The sequence below is a fragment of the Chryseomicrobium aureum genome (assembly GCF_016909155.1).
Taxonomy (GTDB): Bacteria; Bacillota; Bacilli; order Bacillales_A; family Planococcaceae; genus Chryseomicrobium; species Chryseomicrobium aureum.
Window position 1 is genome coordinate 1 of sequence record NZ_JAFBFG010000009.1, and the last position, 19,174, is coordinate 19,174.

The window sequence follows — 19,174 nt, forward strand, 5'->3', positions numbered from 1 at the left end:
GTTGATTTTGGTGCTTTTTTTGAAAAGTCAAGTAATTTGTTTGGAAAGTCAGAAATATAACTTACAGAAAATGTATTGTTAGCTTGATGACATTGGGCTCCGGTATGCTCCCCCTGGAACTCACTGCCGCAGCGCCAGAGATTGAGGCCAGCTAGAGTGCCGTTCTACACATCTAAAACTAGTAATTCCTTCGTAAACTTCGTCAAAACTTCCACACCATCTGCCGTAACCACAACGTCATCTTCAATTCGCACACCCGTTACTTCTGGGTGGTAAATACCTGGCTCAATTGTGAAGACCATTCCTTCGCGTAAAGCCATATCATTTTCCCCGTGAATCGATGGGAATTCGTGAACCGAAATGCCAAGACCATGTCCAAGACGATGTGTGAAATACTCTCCGTATCCTGCCGACGTAATAATGTCGCGTGCTGCTTTATCCAAATCTTTCGCGAGCACTCCAGCTTTAACAAGTGATACGGCTTTTTCTTCCGCTTCTTTCACTGTTTCATAAATCGTTCGCTGTTCTTCCGTTGGTTCACCAAATGCTACGGTACGCGTGATATCCGAACAATAGCCATTTACTAAAACGCCTAAGTCAAACAAGATAAAATCGCCTTTTTGGATTTTTCGATTTCCAGGTGTTCCATGAGGAGATGCTGTTTTCAATCCGCTCAGTACCATCGTACTAAAGGACATGCCATCCGCACCTTTTGCTTTAACAGCGGTCTCCACTTCAGACAAAATTTCCATCTCTGTTTTTCCTTCTGCAATCAGTGAGCATCCAACTTCAATCGCATAATCGGCAAGTTCTGCTGCCTTACGAAGATGGACGAGTTCTTCTTCCGTTTTGATCAAACGCATTTCCGTCACGACGTCATCAATACCAGAGAATGTCACGCCTTGGATGCGACTTTCTAAAAATTCCATCCGTTCAACCGTCATGTGGCTTTTCTCAATCGCAAGCTTTGCGACAGGAACTGTAAACGATGAGACAAGTTTATCCCAAGCGTTTTCAGTATCTACATGTCCTATCAACAGGCCACTAAAGAATTCTTTTGCATCTGGTACTTCCATTTGAGGGCAAATTAAAAAACTTTCACCATCAGCAGGAATGAATACCCCGAGTAATCGTTCGTGGGGATTGCTACGAAACCCTGTGAAATAGAAAACATTATCAGGGTGTGTGATAAAAGCTGCGTCGACCTGATGTTCTTTCAATTGATGTTGTAGAGCTGTAATCTTCTGCATGTGAAAAGACCTCCTATGTATATGACTACCTATTTTCCATCCTAACATAGTAGAATAAAAGTTAGCAGTAAAATCTGACTATTGGAGTGATTCCTATGAAAATTTCGTACCATGGACATTCGGTTGTAAAAATTGAAACTGGAGACCACACAATTTTAATTGATCCATTTCTTACGGGGAACGGACAGACAGATTTGCAAGCGAAGAATGAAAAACCTACACATATTCTCTTAACTCATGGCCATAATGACCATGTTGGCGATACAATTCATCTGGCCAAAGACCATGGCGCACTTGTTATTGCAACATTTGAACTGGCGGATTATTTAGCTACTCAAGGTGCAGACACACATGGCATGGGAATTGGCGGGAGCCGAGAGTTTGATTTTGGAACTGTAAAGTTTACACAAGCCTTCCACAGTTCCTCTTATACAGACAACGAGGGGACAGTACACTATACCGGTATGCCAGCGGGATTACTCTTGAAGATTGAAGGTAAAACGATTTACCATGCTGGAGACACAGGGTTGTTTAGCGACATGAAATTAATCGGGGAGCACGGCATTGATCTTGCTTTCTTGCCAATTGGTGATAACTTTACGATGGGACCTCGTGATGCTGCACGCGCGGTGGAATTTATTGAACCAAAGATCGTTGTGCCTATGCACTACAATACTTTTCCACCAATCGAACAAGACCCTGAACATTTCAAATCTCTTGTACACAGTGCTGATGTTCAACTTCTTAAAGCCGGGGAAGAGGTTCGTTTTTAGTAGACTGTGGTAAGATAAGAGCACCAATCAGACAGGACGTGAAAGACAGTGGCAACAAAGCACGAGCAAATTTTGAGTTACATCGAGTCGTTACCTATTGGAGATAAAATCTCGGTTCGGCAAATTGCAAAGGATTTAACAGTTAGTGAAGGAACTGCTTACCGCGCAATAAAAGAAGCGGAGAATCGTAGACTCGTCTCAACGATTGAACGCGTGGGGACAATTCGTATTGAAGTGAAACGCAAAGAAAACTTCGAACGTTTAACTTTCGCAGAAGTTGTGAACATTGTAGATGGAATAGTATTTGGCGGGAAATCAGGGTTACATAAGTCATTAAGTAAATTTGTGATCGGTGCCATGCAAGTCGATGACATGATGCGCTATGTGGATCCTGGAAACTTGTTGATTGTCGGAAATCGCTACAAAGTTCATGAACATGCGCTCAAAGCAGGAGCGGCTGTGCTAGTAACCGGAGGATTTGACGTGCCGGAATCGTCTAAACGCTTAGCCGACGAGCTAGAACTGCCTTTAATTTCAACAAGCTACGATACATTCACTGTAGCAACAATGATTAACCGCGCAATTGATGATCAATTGATTAAAAAAGATGTGCTATTAATAGAAGACATCTTTATACCAAAAGAACAGACTGCATATCTGCATGTCACAGATACGGTTGAGAAATATCGTGAACTGAACAGCACAACAAGCCACGGAGGGTATCCAGTTCTTGATTCAAAAGATGTAGTTGTAGGAGTCGTAACGGCACGAGATGTAATGGACGCACAAAGTATGGATACAATCGACAAGGTGATGACGAAAAACCCGATTGTTATCACATTGACGACGAGTGTTGCAGCAGCGAGCCACAGAATGGTGTGGGAGAGTATTGACCTTCTTCCGGTCGTTGATGACTCGAACCGACTAAAAGGTATCATCAGTAGGCAAGATGTTTTAAAAGCATTGCAAGCATCTTCACGCCAGCCACAAAACGGAGAGACGATTGATGATTTGATCAAGTCTCAAATGACGCCTGCAACTGATGAAAAATCAGGAACAGCTTTTACGGTGACACCTCAAATGACGAATCATTTTGGAACCTTGTCCTATGGAGCTTTTACTACTGTTTTGGCAGAAGCAGGATCTCAAGCATTGCGCACGAAAAAGCGCATCGAAAGTGTTGTTGAAAATATTACGATTTACCATACCAAGCCGGTTCCACTAGAAGCGAATATCAAATTGTATCCGAAAGTTCTCGATTTTACTCGGCGTATGGCGAAAGTGGATGTAGAGGCATATAACGATAAACAACTTGTAGGGAAAGCTCTTATTACGTATCAAATATTCGACCATTAAAAAACCGTTCTGCCACTTATGGCAGAACGGTTTTCACTCACTGATTCAATTCAAACTCTTCTTGCACATACTTCCCATAATGCTTCGATGCTTTATAATTAAAGACAGCCATATATCCACCGAGTACCATAAAGATACCCGCAATAACGTATGTTAACGTTTCTGGAAATAAAAAGACATAATTTAATCCAAATAAGAAGACGAAGGCGCCTAAACAACTACTTGCTTTAGCTGCATACCACTTCTTGCGTATTGGAAGATCCGTTCGAAATTGTCTTGTTTTAAAATAGAAATACCATACAATAGAGATAACTATAGCAATTACTAATATTGAATTCATTCGTTTCCCTCCAAAACCGTGCTTTCTCTAGTTTAACGACTTTTACATGAAAATGCGACATTTGGGAACGACTCTACAGGAGGAAACTATATGCATCGTCAAATACTGGACAAAATTAAACACTATTCTAAAATTGTGATTCACCGCCACGTTCGACCTGATCCAGATGCGTACGGCTCCTCAATCGGCCTTCACATGCTACTCAAGCACAACTACCCAGAAAAAGAGATCTATGTAACAGGCAAACATGATTTAACTCTAGATTATCTTGCAAAACCAATGGTTGTTCCGGATTCTGCATTTGAAAATGCCTTGATTATCGTAACAGATACTGCAAACACAGAACGAATCGATGATGAACGCTATAAAAAAGGGGAATTCTTGATTAAAATTGATCACCATCCAAACGAAGATCCCTATGGAGATATCGTGTATGTAGATACACAAGCAAGTTCAGCTAGCGAAATTATTTACTCGTTATTCAAAACAGGAGAGCAGCAAGAAGACTGGACACTTCCGGATCAAGCAGCACGGCTCCTGTATGCAGGAATCGTAGGGGACACTGGTCGATTCATGTTCACTAGTACATCACTCAAAACGATGAGCTATGCAGGAGAACTAATGGGCTATGATTTCGATCGTACGAAATTATTTAATGAGATGTATGAAGTGTCTCCAAATGTATTGAAATTAAAAGGATACGTGTACGAGAATTTTGAGATGAAAAATGGCATCGGGCATGTGAAATTATCGAAGCGTCTACTTGAAGAATATGGCGTAAGTCAATCTGAAGCATCTCTTTTAGTGAGTGCTCTTGCAGATGTTCAAGGCATGCGGGCATGGGTGTTTTTCATTGAAGATTCTGAGAGTATTCGCGTTCGTTTACGCTCTAAAGGCCCAGTGATTAACGGCATTGCTAAAAAGTTTAATGGCGGTGGTCACCCACTAGCCTCTGGTGCCACGATTTACGAATGGAATGAAGTAGAAGATGTCTTAAACGAAATGTATCACTTATAGGAGGGGCCTATGACGATCTGCTATCCACAAATTATTACATCGATGGATCTATTACAAAGTACGATCCGGCTAGATCGTCTAGGGGACCATCTGAGTAAAAATGCTATTAAATTAGCTGCACTAACCAATTCTACCCTTTATGGGGTGCAGGCGTTTCACTCTGAAATGGTAAAACGCAATATCCAACCTATCATTGGTCTTCGCTATCAATTGGAAATTAATGAAGGGGAGCGGGTGGAAGTGGTGAGTTACGCGCGCACACAAAAAGGGTGGAAAAACTTACTGAAGCTCTCAAGCGCTATCGAGACGAGACATGTGCCAGCCGTTCCACAAAAATGGTTTACGGCGTATTCTGAAGGATTGGTTTCATTACTTGTAACGACGCGACACGTGTACCCACAACTCTCCGCATTGTATTCTCCCACTACTGTTCCAGCTATCTCGTTTGAAACAGCAACGGACGAAGAATTTATAGCGCAGTTAAAGTCCAATCATCCTTTTGTGATGCCATACGCTCCTGCGCAGCTTGAGACCAAAGACGACCAATTAGCCTATCGCCTTTTGCAAGCACTTGACCAAGGCAAAAAATTGCATGAAGTAGCAGAGCCCGAGGTTCATTCCCTTTATTCGACAACTCAATGGGAAGAATTGTTCGCACCTCTAAAAGGATGGGATCAGTCATTTTATAAGTTGTTTTCCTCATCCTATTCCTTGGTATCTGAAACGCCTTTACTACCGAAATTCCCTATGCTTGAAGGTGCAAATACTGCGGACTACTTGCGCCAATTGACTTATGGTCGATTAGAGAAATTAATGGGGAATTTACCCACGGCTTATCAGGAGCGGATCGACTACGAACTATCTATCATTGAGAAGATGGGCTACAGTGATTATTTCTTAATCGTGCAAGATTTTATTCACTATGCAAAGTCAAAAGGAATCTCTGTCGGACCAGGCCGCGGTTCTTCTGCAAGTTCATTAGTTGCATATGCTCTTGGGATAACTGGTATCGATCCTCTTGAGTATGGTTTATTGTTTGAGCGTTTTTTAAATCCCGAGCGTGTCTCACTTCCCGATATTGATGTGGATTTTACAGATTATCGCCGTGATGAAGTGATTGCTTATGTGCGTGATAAATATGGTACTCAGTACGTTGCACAGATTTTAGCGTTTGGAACACTCTCAACAAAAGCAGTTGCTCGCGAAGTAGCCCGGGTGATGGAATTTTCACAAGAAACATTAAGTTTTTTATCAAAAGCCATTCCTTCTCAAGTGTCATCCCTGCAAAAAGCGCTTGCAGAAAATAGAGAATTACAAGCCTTTGTAGCCCGTGATGAGAAACATGCGCTCTGGCTTGACCTGGCAACAAGGCTTGAAGGGATGCCGCGCAATGTTACTGTTCACGCTGCAGGTGTCATTATTTCACCAGTACCACTCGTCGATGTTGTACCAATTGAAGAGCATCAAGATGGTATGTATTTGACGCAGTGGACAATGAAAGAAGTAGAAGCAGCGGGACTGTTGAAAATGGACTTTTTAGGACTCCGAAATTTGACGTTGATCGAGCAAATGACAGCGCGGATACGAGAAACTGAGAACGTCTCTTTTCGTACCGAGCAAATTGATAGAGAAGATAGAGGAGCATTAAAGCTTCTAGCATCCGGTGACACACTTGGCGTATTTCAGTTTGAATCCGCCGGAATGCGCAAGGCGTTGACGGTTGTGAATCCAGAGTCATTCCGTGAAGTTGTAGCTGTAAATGCCTTGTTTCGACCAGGACCAATGGCATTTATTCCGAATTTTGCTGCTCGGAAAAAAGGTCAAGAAAAGGTGAGCTATCCCCATCCCTCAGTTGAGCCGATTTTACGGGAAACCTATGGAATCATTGTCTATCAAGAGCAAATCATGCAAATTGCACGTGCAGTTGCAGGATATACATATGCCGAAGCGGATTTGCTACGCCGAGCAGTGAGTAAAAAAGATCGAGCTGTTTTGATGAGCGAGAAAAAGAAATTTGTAGATTCGGCACGTCGACAACAAGTTGATGAATCGGTTGCATCAAATTTATATGAATTGATTGTACGTTTTTCTGAGTACGGATTCCCAAAAAGCCATGCGACAGCTTACAGTTTAATTGCGATGCAAATGGCGTATATCAAAGCCCATTATACAAAAATCTTTTATGCTACGTTACTTACTTCATCAGCTGGCAATCGTGACAAACAGTTGGCACTATTCCGTGAGATGAAGCGGCGATCGATTCCTCTTCTGCCTCCAGATCTTTGGAAAAGTTCAACACGATTTACTGTTGACGGTGAGGGAATTCGAATTGGATTAAGCAGCATCAAAGGCATTTCAAAACCCTTTTTAGTTAAGCTTCTTGAAGTGAGAAAACTCAGGCAGTCGCCTTGGAAATCGTTATTTGAACTCGCTTCTGATTTATCAGCAGTGCATTTCACGCGTCAAACAATTGAGCCACTTATTAAAGCTGGAGCACTAGATTTTTTAAGGAAAGATCGAGCTGTTCTACTTGCAAGTCTTGATCCAGCTGTCATGCATGCGGAACTTGTGCGACCAAGTGATAAAGTAGATTTGTTGTCTGGATCGATTGCCTCTTTTGGAGAACCCAAATATACAGAGAGTGCAGCAATGCCGACAGTCTATAAACTTGCGTATGAGAAAGAAGTGGTGGGGACCTATATTTCAACACATCCAGTAGAGGAATTTCGGTCAAAGCTCCATCCTTCTTTACAGTCTTTAGATGAAATCGGACAACAGATTGGTAAGCAGGTAAAAGTCATAGGACTCCTTAAGGAAATCCGAAAAATCCGCACAAAAAAAGGTCAAGCAATGGCTTTTGCTGTGATAGAAGATGAACGTGATGAACTTGACCTCACCTTTTTCCCAGAGACATTTGCTGTTGTCAATGTGCAGCTGAAAGAGCAACAGGTCTACAAGATACAAGGAAAGCTTGACCAAAGAAACGGAAGAATGCAATTAATCGTTTCAACAGTAGAATCTGTCTAACCGCCAAGATATTTGGCGGTTTTTTTTGTTGTCAGCATGAAAAAAATACGGTATGCTACTACATGTGAGTGGTCAGACCACTTTCAAAAAAATGGAAAAAGGTGACGAGATGACGAATGCTTCACCTAAACTATTTACTGAGATTGTCCGTAAACTTCGAGAAATCATCGAGCAACAACGCATTCCAATCGGAGGGAAACTCCCGTCCGAGCGCGAATTAGCTGAACGCTTAGAAGTAGGCCGGTCCACCGTTCGAGAAGCACTACGAAGCCTTGAATTACTTGGACTAATTGAAACTAGACGCGGAGAAGGAACTTTTTTAGCAGACTTTCGTAAACATAAATTAGTAGAAGTCCTTGCGACATTTATTTTAAAAGATACCAAGTCTTTAGAAGACATTCTTTCTACAAGACAAGCACTTGAAAAACAAGCGCTATTTGAAATGAGTGCTCAAAATGCACTAAATCTTGTAGGACTAAAAAAAGCTTTAGAAACAACAGATGACATCCAGCAAGAATGGCTAGTAAAAGAATTGATCATTGCTTCTGGTAATCGATTGGCATTAAAAATTTGGCTTTTACTTAATGAATACAGCAGCAATCCACTACGTACATCTCTAACTGATGAAGACCGAGTGGTGTGGGAGAAGCTCCTGACAGCCATTGAAACAACGGATTGGCCCAAGGCACATCAGTTGCTAGAACAGTGGCAAGGTGATTTGAAAGGGGAAGAGACTGAATGATTCGAGAACTATTTGCAAAAAATAAAGTGAAGTACGCAACTGTCCCAAGAAAAACACATAAAAATGATGTTCCAGAAGGCATAATGATGAAGTGTCCTTCATGTAAAAAAAATACATTCACCAAAGAAATTGAAGCAAATCTATGGGTATGTCCACACTGCGAACACCACTATACATTAAATGCTAAGCAGCGAGTAGCGCTTTTACTCGAGGAGGAAGGACAACAATCATTTGATACAGACCTTCAAACGACAAATCCACTAGGCTTCCCAGGTTATACAGAAAAGATTCAGTCGGATCAAAAGAAGACAGGTTTAAACGAAGCGGTTTGGACAGGGACTGGCAAGTTGGAAGGCCAACAGGTGGTTCTTGGTGTCATGGATTCAACTTTCCGCATGGGCTCAATGGGGTCTGTTGTCGGTGAAAAAATCACACGTGCCATTGAATATGCAACAAAACACAAATTACCGTTCATCTTGTTTACAGCAAGTGGAGGTGCACGCATGCAAGAGGGCGTTCTTTCACTGATGCAAATGGCCAAAACAAGCGTTGCATTAAACCGTCACCGAAATGAAGGCTTATTATATGTAGCAGTTTTGACGCATCCGACAACAGGTGGTGTCTCTGCAAGCTTTGCTTCACTGGGAGATATTAACTTAGCTGAACCAAAAGCATTAATTGGATTCGCAGGTCGTCGCGTAATCGAGCAGACAGTTCGAGAGAAATTACCGGAAGATTTTCAGACTGCAGAATTTTTACTTGAAAAAGGACAGCTCGATGCTGTAGTTCATCGCCATCAATTGAAACAAACTCTCTCAACTTTAGTAGCCTTGCACAGTAAGGAGGTAGTCAAATGGTAAAAACATTATCGTTTGAAGAACCGATTGAAAAGCTCCAAGCAAAAATTATTGAACTCAAATCCTATACAGAAGACGCTGATGTGGATTTATCCGAAGAAATTGAAAAGCTAGAACTGCGCTTGCACGAACTCCGTGAAGATGTCTATTCGAATCTTCAACCTTGGGACCGCGTCCAAATTGCACGCCATCCTGAGCGCCCGACTACGTATGATTACATTGATGCTTTAATTGAAGATTTCATCGAATTGCACGGAGATCGTAATTACGGAGATGATGCCGCAATCGTAGGCGGTTTAGGAAAATTAAATGGCAACCCGATCACAATTATCGGACATCAACGAGGGCGTGACACGAAAGAAAACGTGCGCCGTAACTTCGGGATGCCACATCCAGAAGGTTACCGGAAAGCGTTGCGTCTAATGAAGCAAGCGGAACAATTTGGTCGCCCTATCCTTTGTTTGATTGACACAAAAGGCGCATACCCTGGAAAAGCGGCAGAAGAACGTGGGCAAAGTGAGGCCATTGCACGAAACTTAATTGAAATGGCGGATCTCTCAGTTCCAGTCGTAAGTATTATTATCGGTGAGGGCGGTAGTGGAGGAGCGTTAGCACTAGGTGTAGCAAATCACGTGCACATGCTTGAAAACAGCACCTATTCAGTAATCTCTCCAGAAGGAGCAGCCTCAATTCTTTGGAAAGACGCGAGCTTAGCTCAAAAGGCCGCAGAATCTATGAAGATAACAGCAGCTGACCTTCAAGAGATGGGAATCATCGATGAGATCATTCCAGAAGTGAGGGGCGGTGCACATCTAGATCAGCAGCAACAAGCTGTATTTGTAAAAGAGGCAATTGTGTCTTCTTTACGCGAACTCTCTTCTTTAGATGCGCAGCAATTAGTGGAGCAACGCTACGAAAAATTTGCGAAGATGGGATCATTTTCGTCCTAGAATCGCATGGTTTTAAAGATACACCTACCTTTTTTCGGAAACGAGAAAAGGTTTTTTTGTCCAATGAAAATATTTCTGAAAATAAAGCGTTTTCATTGTTTCACAACTTAGACATCTGACATCCTGCATGATAAGCTAAATGAAGAAATGGTGACGCGAGGAGGATTTCTTGTGAAGAGAATTGCTGTATTAACAAGTGGTGGAGATGCACCTGGTATGAATCCAGCTATTCGAGCAGTCGTTCGAAAAGGGATTTATGAAGGACTTGAGGTTTATGGCATATATAACGGCTACCAGGGTTTGATTGAAGGTAAAATTGAACCGATGACCCTTGGTTTCGTAGGAGATATCATTCAGCGTGGTGGAACGAAGCTGTATTCCGCACGTTGTCCAGAGTTCCGTACGAAAGAAGGGCAACAAAAAGCTCTAGAACAAATTAAAAAGCATGAAATCGATGGTTTAGTCATCATTGGTGGAGACGGATCCTATCAAGGTTCTATGGTTTTAACAAATCATAGTATTCCATGTGTTGGTATTCCAGGTACTATTGATAATGATATTCCAGGTACGGATTATACGTTAGGATTTGATACAGCACTCAATACAGTGGTAGAAGCGATCGATAAGATCCGTGATACCGCAACATCTCATGAGCGCACGTTTATCATTGAAGTGATGGGCCGTGATGCTGGTGATATTGCTGTATGGGCAGGACTTGCTGGAGGTGCGGAAACAATTTTGATTCCAGAAGTGAACGAATCGATGGAGTCCATAGTGAAACGTTTAGAAAGCGGTTCTGAGCGCGGGAAAAAACATAGTATTATTGTTGTAGCTGAGGGCGTGATGAGTGGAAACGATTTTGCTGCAAAACTTAAAGAGTATACAACGATGGATACGCGTGTGTCTGTTCTTGGACATATTCAACGTGGGGGAACACCTTCTGCGCGCGATCGTGTAATGGCCAGCCAGTTCGGAGCAAAAGCAGTTGAAGTGCTCTTACAAAATAAAGGCGGACGTGCAATCGGTTTACGCCACAATAAAGTGGTCGATTATGATATGAAAGAAGCTTTCGAAGGGCAACATGATTTAGATCTATCCATGTATCATCTATCAAAAGAATTATCTATCTAAGCGAGGAGCTAGTTAAACATGAGAAAAACAAAAATTGTATGTACCATTGGACCAGCCAGTGAAAGCGAGGAAATGTTAGAAAAGTTGATTTTAGCAGGCATGAACGTTGCACGTTTAAACTTTTCACATGGAAGTCATGAAGAACATGGTGCTCGTATTCAGCGCATCCGTGAAGTATCAAAACGATTAAACAAAATTGTAGGTATTTTACTCGACACAAAAGGGCCTGAAATTCGCACACACAAAATGGAAAATGATGCGATTGAATTGGCAACAGGACAAAAGATTGCCATCTCAACAACAGAAGTTCTTGGGAACAATGAAGTCTTCTCGATTACGTATGATAAGTTGATTGAAGATGTTACTCCAGGTTCGATTATCTTATTGGATGATGGTTTGATTGAACTTCGCGTAGAATCCATCGACATGGAAGCTGGGAAAATCCACACAACAATCATCAATGCAGGAACTCTTAAGAACAACAAAGGTGTAAACGTTCCAGGTGTATCTGTACAATTGCCAGGAATTACAGAAAAAGATGCACAAGACATCTTATTTGGAGTCGAACAAGACGTTGACTTCATTGCCGCATCTTTCGTGCGTCGCGATTCGGATGTATTAGAAATTCGTGAGTTACTTGAGAAAAATGGTGGAAGCCATATTCAAATCGTACCAAAGATTGAAAACCAAGAGGGTGTCGACAACATCGACAAAATTCTAGAAGTATCGGACGGGTTGATGGTTGCCCGTGGAGATTTAGGCGTTGAAATACCTGCTGAAGAAGTGCCTCTTGTTCAAAAGAAATTGATTTCAAAATGTAATCAACTTGGGAAAGCGGTTATTACAGCTACGCAAATGTTGGATTCGATGCAACGTAACCCACGCCCAACACGCGCAGAAGCTTCTGACGTTGCAAACGCAATTTTAGATGGAACAGATGCAATCATGCTTTCAGGTGAGACAGCTGCTGGGATGTATCCAGTAGAATCAGTTGAGACGATGCATAAAATTGCAGTACGTACTGAAAAAGCAGTCGATTATCGTTCAGTTGTAGGAAAACTGAGCAAAAAACGTGGTGTCAACATGACGGATGCAATTGGTCAAGCAGTTGCGCATACATCCCTTAACTTAAATGTAAAAGCAGTGCTAGCACCAACGGAAAGTGGTCACACAGCAAAAATGATTTCAAAATTCCGTCCTGGTGTTCCAATCATCGGTGTAACACCTTCTCCTCGACCTGCACGCCAACTAACACTCGTATGGGGTGTCTATCCAATTATTGGTGCAAAAGCACATACGACGGATGAAATTTTAGAAACATCGATTGATGAGAGTTTAGAACATGGTTACGTGTCACATGGTGATTTGGTCATCATCACTGCTGGTGTTCCTGTCGGAAAAGCTGGTACAACAAACCTTATGAAAGTCCATGTTATAGGTGACATGGTTGCTAAAGGTCAAGGAATCGGAAAAACAACTGCGATCGGTAATGCGTATGTTGTTAAACCTGGTGAAATAGCAGATCCTGAAAGAGCGCAGGGCAAAATTTTGGTTACAGTCGGTACAGATAAAGAGATGGTACCAGCAATTGAAAACTGTGCAGGCCTCGTTGCTGAAGAAGGTGGTTTAACAAGCCATGCAGCAGTTGTAGGTTTAACACTTGGTAAACCAGTAATCGTAGGAGTAGAGAATGCGACTTCCTTGATTGAAGACGAGCAAGAAATTACAATAGATGCAGAGTCTGGTGCAATTTATCACGGTCAGGCCCATATTATTTAAGGACGTGATGACGTGAAATGGATTCTATTGTCCGTTGTTCTTTTTCCTATCGTCGAACTCATTCTTTTTCTGACAGTTGGTAAGGCGATCGGTGTCTTATGGACGCTCGGGCTGATTCTCGTTTCAGGAATCGTGGGAATTTATTTAGTTCGCACTGTAGGAATTCAAGCTTTTAAAGAACTCCCCAAACAGATTGAGCGAGGAGAGCATCCTGCCAATACCGTAGTGGATGGTGTATTGATTGGTATTGGAGCAGTTCTAGTGCTGCTACCAGGTTTTTTGACAGATGTCATTGGAATTACGCTACTGTTAGCGCCAACTCGAAAACTGTATCGACCTGCTATCAATCGATTCATCCAACGTAAAATCCGTAAAGGGAATATTATTGTTGTGCGTTAATCGTGTCTGGCCAGTTTACTGGTCAGGCTTTTTTTGTGATGTGCTTTAGCCCAGGTCATTATAGGGGATAAAGCAAAGGCTAGAAAAAGAGCAGTATAAACGGGTGTCACAAATTGTAGGAAAAAAAGAACGAGTACAAGTGAACTACCAAAGAATAGTATTTTTTTGCTAGAAGGACTCATCAATTACATCCAATCTTTTCAAATATTTAGGGAATGAACTGTCGCACAATTGTTATTTATTTATAAATTCAAGCGTTTTCATTCACAAACCCGCCATAATTAGCTATAATACGAAAGGTAAGGTTGTTGAGAGGTACATAGAAACAATTCAAAGGAGAGAGACACATGACATCCACACGTGGACTTGAAGGTGTTGTAGCAACGCAATCAGCGATCAGTTCAATTATTGACGATACGTTGACTTACGTAGGCTATGACATTGATGATTTAACGAACAACGCAAGCTTTGAAGAAGTTGTCTACCTTTTATGGCACAAACGTCTTCCAAAGCACGATGAATTAGCAGAATTGAAGCAGCAACTAGCTGAGCATATGGCAGTACCAGCGGAAGTGTTAGCTCACTTTAAAACATATGATAGTCAATCTGTTCACCCAATGACTGCTCTACGTACGGCAGTATCGATGCTTGGTCTTTTTGATGAGGCAGCTGAAGATATGTCAGACGAAGCAAACTACTTAAAAGCAATCAAACTACAAGCAAAGTTACCAACTCTTGTAACAGCATTTGCACGTGTGCGTAAAGGTGAAGAGCCAGTACAACCACGTCAAGACTTAACATATGCTGCTAACTTCTTATACATGTTGTCTGGTAAAGAGCCAGAAGCAATTGAAATCGAAGCGTTCGATAAAGCACTAGTTCTTCACGCTGACCACGAGCTAAACGCTTCTACATTTACAGCGCGTGTTTGTGTAGCTACACTTTCAGACATGTACTCAGGTGTTGTAGCTGCAATCGGTGCACTAAAAGGGCCACTTCACGGCGGAGCAAACGAACAAGTAATGAAAATGCTTTCTGAAATCGGTTCAGTTGAAAATGTAGAGAGCTATATTCAAAACAAGCTCGACAACAAAGAAAAAATTATGGGCTTTGGTCACCGCGTATATCGCAATGGCGATCCTCGTGCTAAACACCTTCGCGAAATGTCACAGAAATTGACAGCTTTACGTGGAGAGTCGAAATGGTACGAGATGTCTGTTAAAATTGAAGAGTTGGTAACTGGCCAGAAGAAACTTCCACCAAACGTGGACTTCTATTCGGCTTCCGTATATCACTCATTGAATATTGATCACGATTTGTTCACACCAATTTTCGCGGTTTCCCGTGTATCTGGTTGGACAGCACATATCTTAGAGCAATATTCAGACAACCGTCTAATTCGCCCACGTGCTGAATATACAGGACCTGGCATGCAGACTTACGTACCGATTGACGAGCGCTAATCAGTACGACGAGGGCTACCGCATTTTATGCGTCTAGCCCTTTACTCATGACCTTTAGGAGGAGACTACTACAATGACAAACGGTAAAATTACAGTAGAAAACGGTGTACTTAACGTACCAAACGAACCAGTAATTCCATTCATCGAAGGTGATGGAACTGGCCCAGATATCTGGAACGCAGCAGTTCGCGTATTAGATGCTTCTGTTGAAAAAGCATTCGGTGGCGAGAAAAAAATCCAGTGGAAAGAAGTTTTAGCTGGAGAAAAAGCATTCAACCAAACAGGTGAGTGGTTACCACAAGCAACTCTAGACACAATTGATGAGTACCTTTTAGCAATCAAAGGACCTCTTACTACACCAATCGGTGGCGGAATTCGTTCATTGAACGTAGCACTTCGTCAAGAGCTTGACCTATACGCATGTGTACGTCCAGTCCGTTACTTCGATGGTGTTCCTTCACCAGTTCGTCGTCCAGAAGATACAGACATGGTCATCTTCCGTGAAAACACAGAAGATATCTATGCAGGTATCGAGTACGCGAAAGGTTCTGACGAGGTGAAAAAACTTGTTGATTTCCTACAAGGTGAAATGGGCGTTAAAAACATCCGCTTCCCTGAAACTTCTGGTATCGGGATCAAACCTGTATCTGAAGAGGGAACAAAGCGTTTAGTACGTGCTTCTCTTGAGTATGCAATCAAAGAAGGCCGCGAATCATTAACACTTGTTCACAAGGGGAACATCATGAAGTTCACTGAAGGAGCTTTCAAAAACTGGGGCTATGAAGTGGCTGAGCAAGAGTTTGGCGACAAAGTATTCACTTGGAACCAATACGATAAAATTAAAGAAGAGCAAGGGACAGAAGCAGCTGACAAAGCGCAAAGCGATGCACTGGCTTCAGGCAAAATCTTAGTAAAAGATTCGATTGCTGATATCTTCTTACAACAAATCTTAACTCGTCCAAAAGAGTTCGATGTAGTAGCTACAATGAACTTGAACGGAGATTACATCTCAGATGCACTTGCTGCACAAGTAGGTGGAATCGGAATCGCACCAGGAGCAAACATCAACTATGTAACGGGTCACGCAATCTTCGAAGCAACTCACGGAACTGCTCCGAAATATGCAGGTCTTGATAAAGTAAACCCATCTTCAGTAATCCTTTCAGGAGTATTAATGCTTGAGCACCTTGGATGGACAGAAGCTGCGAAACTAATCATGGACTCTATGGAGAAAACAATTTCTTCTAAAGTTGTAACATATGACTTTGCACGTCTAATGGACGGCGCTACAGAAGTGAAATGTTCGGAGTTCGCTGACGAGTTAATCAAAAACATGTAATTGCTTTTTACCGGATCCTTTTGGGTCCGGTTTTTTATTTGACTAGCGACAGATTGCCTTTCTTGATACACTAGAATCAAAGGGAAGAATGGAGGAATTGTCCGTGTTATTAGGGAAGAAGCGAAAACTAGGGCGCAAAATAGAAGATATCTCAGTCGGTGAAAAGCTCGTCATCACTGAAAAAATAGAAGATAAAGATTTACTACTTTATTTAGGTCTTACAAATGATGCAAATCCGCTTTACATACAACATGACTATGCCATGAAAACCACATTTGAAAAGCCAGTCGTGCCAACGATCATGCTCACTGGTATTGTCACATCCGCTGTGTCGAAATATATGCCAGGTCCTGGTTCACATGTCTTCCAACAAATTCTCTCGTTTCCTCATGCAAGCTATCACTATGATACGCTTGAATTTATTTTTGAGGTGAAAGAAGTAGACGCTGCCAACAATAAAATTACTGTGGCAGTCGAAGCGAAAAATGAGCAACAAAAAGTCGTGGTTGTTGGGGAGTTACAGGTGCTTCCGCCAAGACTTTCAAATCGAATGATGGAACAATCAATGGAGAATTTCTAATACTCAGGTTTGAAAAGGGGTTTTCATATCACTGAGGGGGAAAAGACGATGGCTAAAATTCTTGTTATTGAAGATGAACAATCGATTCAAACGTTATTGACGTACAATTTAAAAGAGGCAGGCTATGAAGTCATCAATGCACTAGATGGTCGTGAAGGGCTTGAAAAAGCGGAGCAGGAAAATCCTGATCTTATTTTATTGGATTGGATGCTTCCGCATATGGATGGAATGGATATATGCAAAAATCTTCGCCTTCAAAAAAACCAAGTGCCTATCATCATGTTAACAGCGAAAGATGCTGAATTTGATAAAGTGTTGGGGCTTGAGCTTGGAGCCGATGATTATATGACGAAACCATTCAGTCCACGGGAAGTACTTGCACGTGTGAAAGCTCTACTTCGACGCTCCAGTATTAACGAAGGCTTCGATTCATCAGGTGAAAAGAAATACCAGTTTGGCGATCTTGTCATTTATCCAGACCGTTTTGAGGTTTTGAAAAGTGGCGAGAGTCTTGAATTTACGCCAAAAGAATTTGAGCTATTGGTGTACTTGGTTGAAAATAAAAACCGCGTATTAACACGTGATCAGCTGTTGAGTTCGGTTTGGAATTACGATTTTGCAGGTGACACACGTATTGTGGATGTTCATGTCAGTCATATTCGTGAAAAAATCGAGGAAAATAGTCGCAAACCTTTCTACATCAAAACGATTCGTGGATTGGGGTACAAATTTGAGGAGCCGAAAAGAGGATGAGAACGTTTTATAGTCGACTCCTCTTCGTCTTTGCTGTCCTGTATGCCGTGATGCTCGCTGCTCTCGGCATCGTCTTAGGACAGCTTTTTCCAATTGTTTTCGCCCAGCGATTGCAGGTAGAGCGTGAAGACCTTTATATTTTTTATATCGTATTGTTTGTCGTTCTTGGACTGTTTTATCTCGTCTCTTTATGGGTAGCGAGTAGAGTACTTGCTCGTTACATTAAGCCATTTGATGATATTTCAACGACGGCGCTGCAGCTTGCTGATGGCGATTACACAGTGCGTGTTTTTGAAGATGATCTGACAGGGATCACTACACTTAGCCATTCTCTAAACGTTTTAGCACGGAATCTTCAAGAGATGTCTCAACAGCGTGAAAGTGAGCAAGAGCGACTAAAAACATTGATTGAGACAATGGGTTCGGGTCTTATTGTACTTGGTCGATCTGGTACGATTTCCATCATGAACAAAACATTTGGCCAGTTATTTGGCTTACAGTTCAAAGAAGTTCGTTCCAAAAACTATCAAGACATTGGCCTTCCTAAAGATTTAGAATCATTTGCTTATCAGCTCTTGATGACAGAAACGCCAACACGAAAACAATTACGCTTAAATACAGCGAAGGGTTTTCGGTATACAGAGTGTTACGGAGCACCGGTTATCGGAGAGTACGGTAAATGGCTGGGCATGGTCATCGTCATTCACGACATCACCGAACTGAAACACCTTGAAAAAGTGCGTCAAGACTTCGTGGCGAACGTGTCACATGAACTCAAAACACCGGTCACATCGATTAAAGGATTCACCGAAACATTACTATACGGCGCTTATCAAAAGGAAGAGACCTTGCTAGAGTTCTTAGAAATCATTAAACTAGAGAGCGACCGTCTGCAATTGTTGATTGATGATTTGCTTGACCTTTCAAAAATGGAACAGCAGGAATTTGAAATGCGAAAAACAGCGGTCTCTGTACAGACTCTCTTTGAGAGAGCTCTCCAGATTACAAGGCAATCGGCTGAAGCAAAAGAAATTCATCCACTCATTGAAGGAGATGACTCACTGCTTGTAAAAGGCGATGAGAACCGTTTGCTACAAATTGTCGTCAATCTAGTGAGTAATGCTATAACGTACTCAAGTCCAGGCACCGCCATCACCCTAAGAAGTGACAAACACCAGCAATACGGTATTTTGATCATTCAAGATGAAGGGATTGGTATGGGTCCTGATGAACTTCCGAGAATTTTTGAGCGGTTTTACCGTGTGGATAAAGCACGGTCACGAAATAGCGGGGGAACAGGTCTTGGACTCGCTATCGTCAAACATTTAGTAGAAGCACACAATGGAAAAATAGAAGTAGAAAGTGAAGTTGGAAAAGGAACAACATTCAAAGTGTATGTCCCTTTAGTCACTTCCTAG

At 42.0% G+C, this 19,174-nt stretch carries 17 protein-coding genes; 15 read left to right on the forward strand and 2 right to left on the reverse strand.

The window, feature by feature from the left end:
• Positions 1–164: 164 nt before the first annotated feature.
• Positions 165–1,250, reverse strand: coding sequence for a M24 family metallopeptidase (locus tag JOD03_RS07820; protein WP_204590296.1), 1,086 nt, complete (start codon positions 1,248–1,250; stop codon positions 165–167).
• A gap of 95 nt (positions 1,251–1,345) precedes the next feature.
• Here JOD03_RS07820 and JOD03_RS07825 point away from each other — a divergent pair, with 95 nt between their 5' ends.
• Together JOD03_RS07825 and JOD03_RS07830 are read left to right on the forward strand one after the other, a co-directional pair.
• The gene (locus JOD03_RS07825; RefSeq protein ID WP_204590297.1) at positions 1,346–2,023 is read left to right on the forward strand and encodes a metal-dependent hydrolase; all 678 of its coding nucleotides are present in this window, start codon (positions 1,346–1,348) and stop codon (positions 2,021–2,023) included.
• 48 nt (positions 2,024–2,071) lie between these two features.
• Entirely contained in the window at positions 2,072–3,379 is a 1,308-nt protein-coding gene (locus JOD03_RS07830) for a DRTGG domain-containing protein (protein WP_204590298.1), read from the forward strand.
• 37 nt (positions 3,380–3,416) lie between these two features.
• On the opposite strand, the gene JOD03_RS07835 is transcribed toward JOD03_RS07830, so the two are convergent.
• Positions 3,417–3,719 carry a YtpI family protein gene (locus JOD03_RS07835; RefSeq protein WP_204590299.1) on the reverse strand — a complete coding sequence of 101 codons (303 nt, stop codon included), beginning with the start codon at positions 3,717–3,719 and terminating at the stop codon, positions 3,417–3,419.
• 90 nt (positions 3,720–3,809) lie between these two features.
• Between JOD03_RS07835 and JOD03_RS07840 the strand changes: the two genes are divergently transcribed.
• From JOD03_RS07840 to pnpS, 13 genes are all read left to right on the forward strand, one after another.
• On the forward strand, positions 3,810–4,736 hold the full coding sequence (locus tag JOD03_RS07840; protein ID WP_204590300.1) for a DHH family phosphoesterase: 927 nt from the start codon (positions 3,810–3,812) through the stop codon (positions 4,734–4,736).
• A 9-nt stretch (positions 4,737–4,745) separates the two neighbouring features.
• Positions 4,746–7,763 carry a DNA polymerase III subunit alpha gene (locus tag JOD03_RS07845; protein ID WP_204590301.1) on the forward strand — a complete coding sequence of 1,006 codons (3,018 nt, stop codon included), beginning with the start codon at positions 4,746–4,748 and terminating at the stop codon, positions 7,761–7,763.
• Between the two features lie 109 nt (positions 7,764–7,872).
• Positions 7,873–8,505 (forward strand): FadR/GntR family transcriptional regulator, encoded by a 633-nt coding sequence (locus JOD03_RS07850; RefSeq protein ID WP_204590302.1) that lies wholly within the window; start codon positions 7,873–7,875, stop codon positions 8,503–8,505.
• Positions 8,502–9,365, forward strand: coding sequence for an acetyl-CoA carboxylase, carboxyltransferase subunit beta (gene accD / locus JOD03_RS07855; protein ID WP_204590303.1), 864 nt, complete (start codon positions 8,502–8,504; stop codon positions 9,363–9,365). Before JOD03_RS07850 ends, accD begins: the two co-directional genes overlap by 4 nt.
• Positions 9,359–10,312 (forward strand): acetyl-CoA carboxylase carboxyl transferase subunit alpha, encoded by a 954-nt coding sequence (gene accA / locus JOD03_RS07860; RefSeq protein WP_204590304.1) that lies wholly within the window; start codon positions 9,359–9,361, stop codon positions 10,310–10,312. The genes accD and accA overlap by 7 nt, the downstream gene beginning before the upstream one ends.
• Before the next feature lie 171 nt (positions 10,313–10,483).
• On the forward strand, positions 10,484–11,443 hold the full coding sequence (gene pfkA / locus JOD03_RS07865; protein ID WP_204590305.1) for a 6-phosphofructokinase: 960 nt from the start codon (positions 10,484–10,486) through the stop codon (positions 11,441–11,443).
• A gap of 18 nt (positions 11,444–11,461) precedes the next feature.
• The gene (gene pyk / locus JOD03_RS07870; RefSeq protein WP_204590306.1) at positions 11,462–13,222 is read left to right on the forward strand and encodes a pyruvate kinase; all 1,761 of its coding nucleotides are present in this window, start codon (positions 11,462–11,464) and stop codon (positions 13,220–13,222) included.
• 12 nt (positions 13,223–13,234) lie between these two features.
• On the forward strand, positions 13,235–13,621 hold the full coding sequence (locus JOD03_RS07875; RefSeq protein ID WP_204590307.1) for an FxsA family protein: 387 nt from the start codon (positions 13,235–13,237) through the stop codon (positions 13,619–13,621).
• 347 nt (positions 13,622–13,968) lie between these two features.
• Entirely contained in the window at positions 13,969–15,084 is a 1,116-nt protein-coding gene (gene citZ, locus JOD03_RS07880) for a citrate synthase (RefSeq protein ID WP_204590308.1), read from the forward strand.
• 73 nt (positions 15,085–15,157) lie between these two features.
• Positions 15,158–16,423, forward strand: coding sequence for an NADP-dependent isocitrate dehydrogenase (gene icd / locus JOD03_RS07885; RefSeq protein ID WP_204590309.1), 1,266 nt, complete (start codon positions 15,158–15,160; stop codon positions 16,421–16,423).
• Positions 16,424–16,526: 103 nt separating this feature from the next.
• Entirely contained in the window at positions 16,527–17,003 is a 477-nt protein-coding gene (locus JOD03_RS07890; protein ID WP_204590310.1) for a MaoC/PaaZ C-terminal domain-containing protein, read from the forward strand.
• A gap of 48 nt (positions 17,004–17,051) precedes the next feature.
• A complete protein-coding gene (locus JOD03_RS07895) occupies positions 17,052–17,756 on the forward strand; it encodes a response regulator transcription factor (RefSeq protein ID WP_204590311.1) in 705 nt (234 codons plus the stop codon).
• Positions 17,753–19,174: a two-component system histidine kinase PnpS gene (pnpS, locus tag JOD03_RS07900; RefSeq protein ID WP_204590312.1), complete on the forward strand. Its 1,422-nt coding sequence runs from the start codon at positions 17,753–17,755 to the stop codon at positions 19,172–19,174. The genes JOD03_RS07895 and pnpS overlap by 4 nt, the downstream gene beginning before the upstream one ends.

What these genes read in the sequence shown, in the direction of transcription:
- pnpS (WP_204590312.1), top strand. Translation starts at nt 17,753, where the DNA reads ATGAGAACGTTTTATAGTCGACTCCTCTTCGTCTTTGCTGTCCTGTAT.
- JOD03_RS07845 (WP_204590301.1), top strand. Translation starts at nt 4,746, where the DNA reads ATGACGATCTGCTATCCACAAATTATTACATCGATGGATCTATTACAA.
- pyk (WP_204590306.1), top strand. Translation starts at nt 11,462, where the DNA reads ATGAGAAAAACAAAAATTGTATGTACCATTGGACCAGCCAGTGAAAGC.
- icd (WP_204590309.1), top strand. Translation starts at nt 15,158, where the DNA reads ATGACAAACGGTAAAATTACAGTAGAAAACGGTGTACTTAACGTACCA.
- JOD03_RS07850 (WP_204590302.1), top strand. Translation starts at nt 7,873, where the DNA reads ATGACGAATGCTTCACCTAAACTATTTACTGAGATTGTCCGTAAACTT.
- accD (WP_204590303.1), top strand. Translation starts at nt 8,502, where the DNA reads ATGATTCGAGAACTATTTGCAAAAAATAAAGTGAAGTACGCAACTGTC.
- JOD03_RS07835 (WP_204590299.1), bottom strand. Translation starts at nt 3,719, where the DNA reads ATGAATTCAATATTAGTAATTGCTATAGTTATCTCTATTGTATGGTAT.
- citZ (WP_204590308.1), top strand. Translation starts at nt 13,969, where the DNA reads ATGACATCCACACGTGGACTTGAAGGTGTTGTAGCAACGCAATCAGCG.
- accA (WP_204590304.1), top strand. Translation starts at nt 9,359, where the DNA reads ATGGTAAAAACATTATCGTTTGAAGAACCGATTGAAAAGCTCCAAGCA.
- JOD03_RS07895 (WP_204590311.1), top strand. Translation starts at nt 17,052, where the DNA reads ATGGCTAAAATTCTTGTTATTGAAGATGAACAATCGATTCAAACGTTA.
- JOD03_RS07825 (WP_204590297.1), top strand. Translation starts at nt 1,346, where the DNA reads ATGAAAATTTCGTACCATGGACATTCGGTTGTAAAAATTGAAACTGGA.
- JOD03_RS07840 (WP_204590300.1), top strand. Translation starts at nt 3,810, where the DNA reads ATGCATCGTCAAATACTGGACAAAATTAAACACTATTCTAAAATTGTG.
- JOD03_RS07820 (WP_204590296.1), bottom strand. Translation starts at nt 1,250, where the DNA reads ATGCAGAAGATTACAGCTCTACAACATCAATTGAAAGAACATCAGGTC.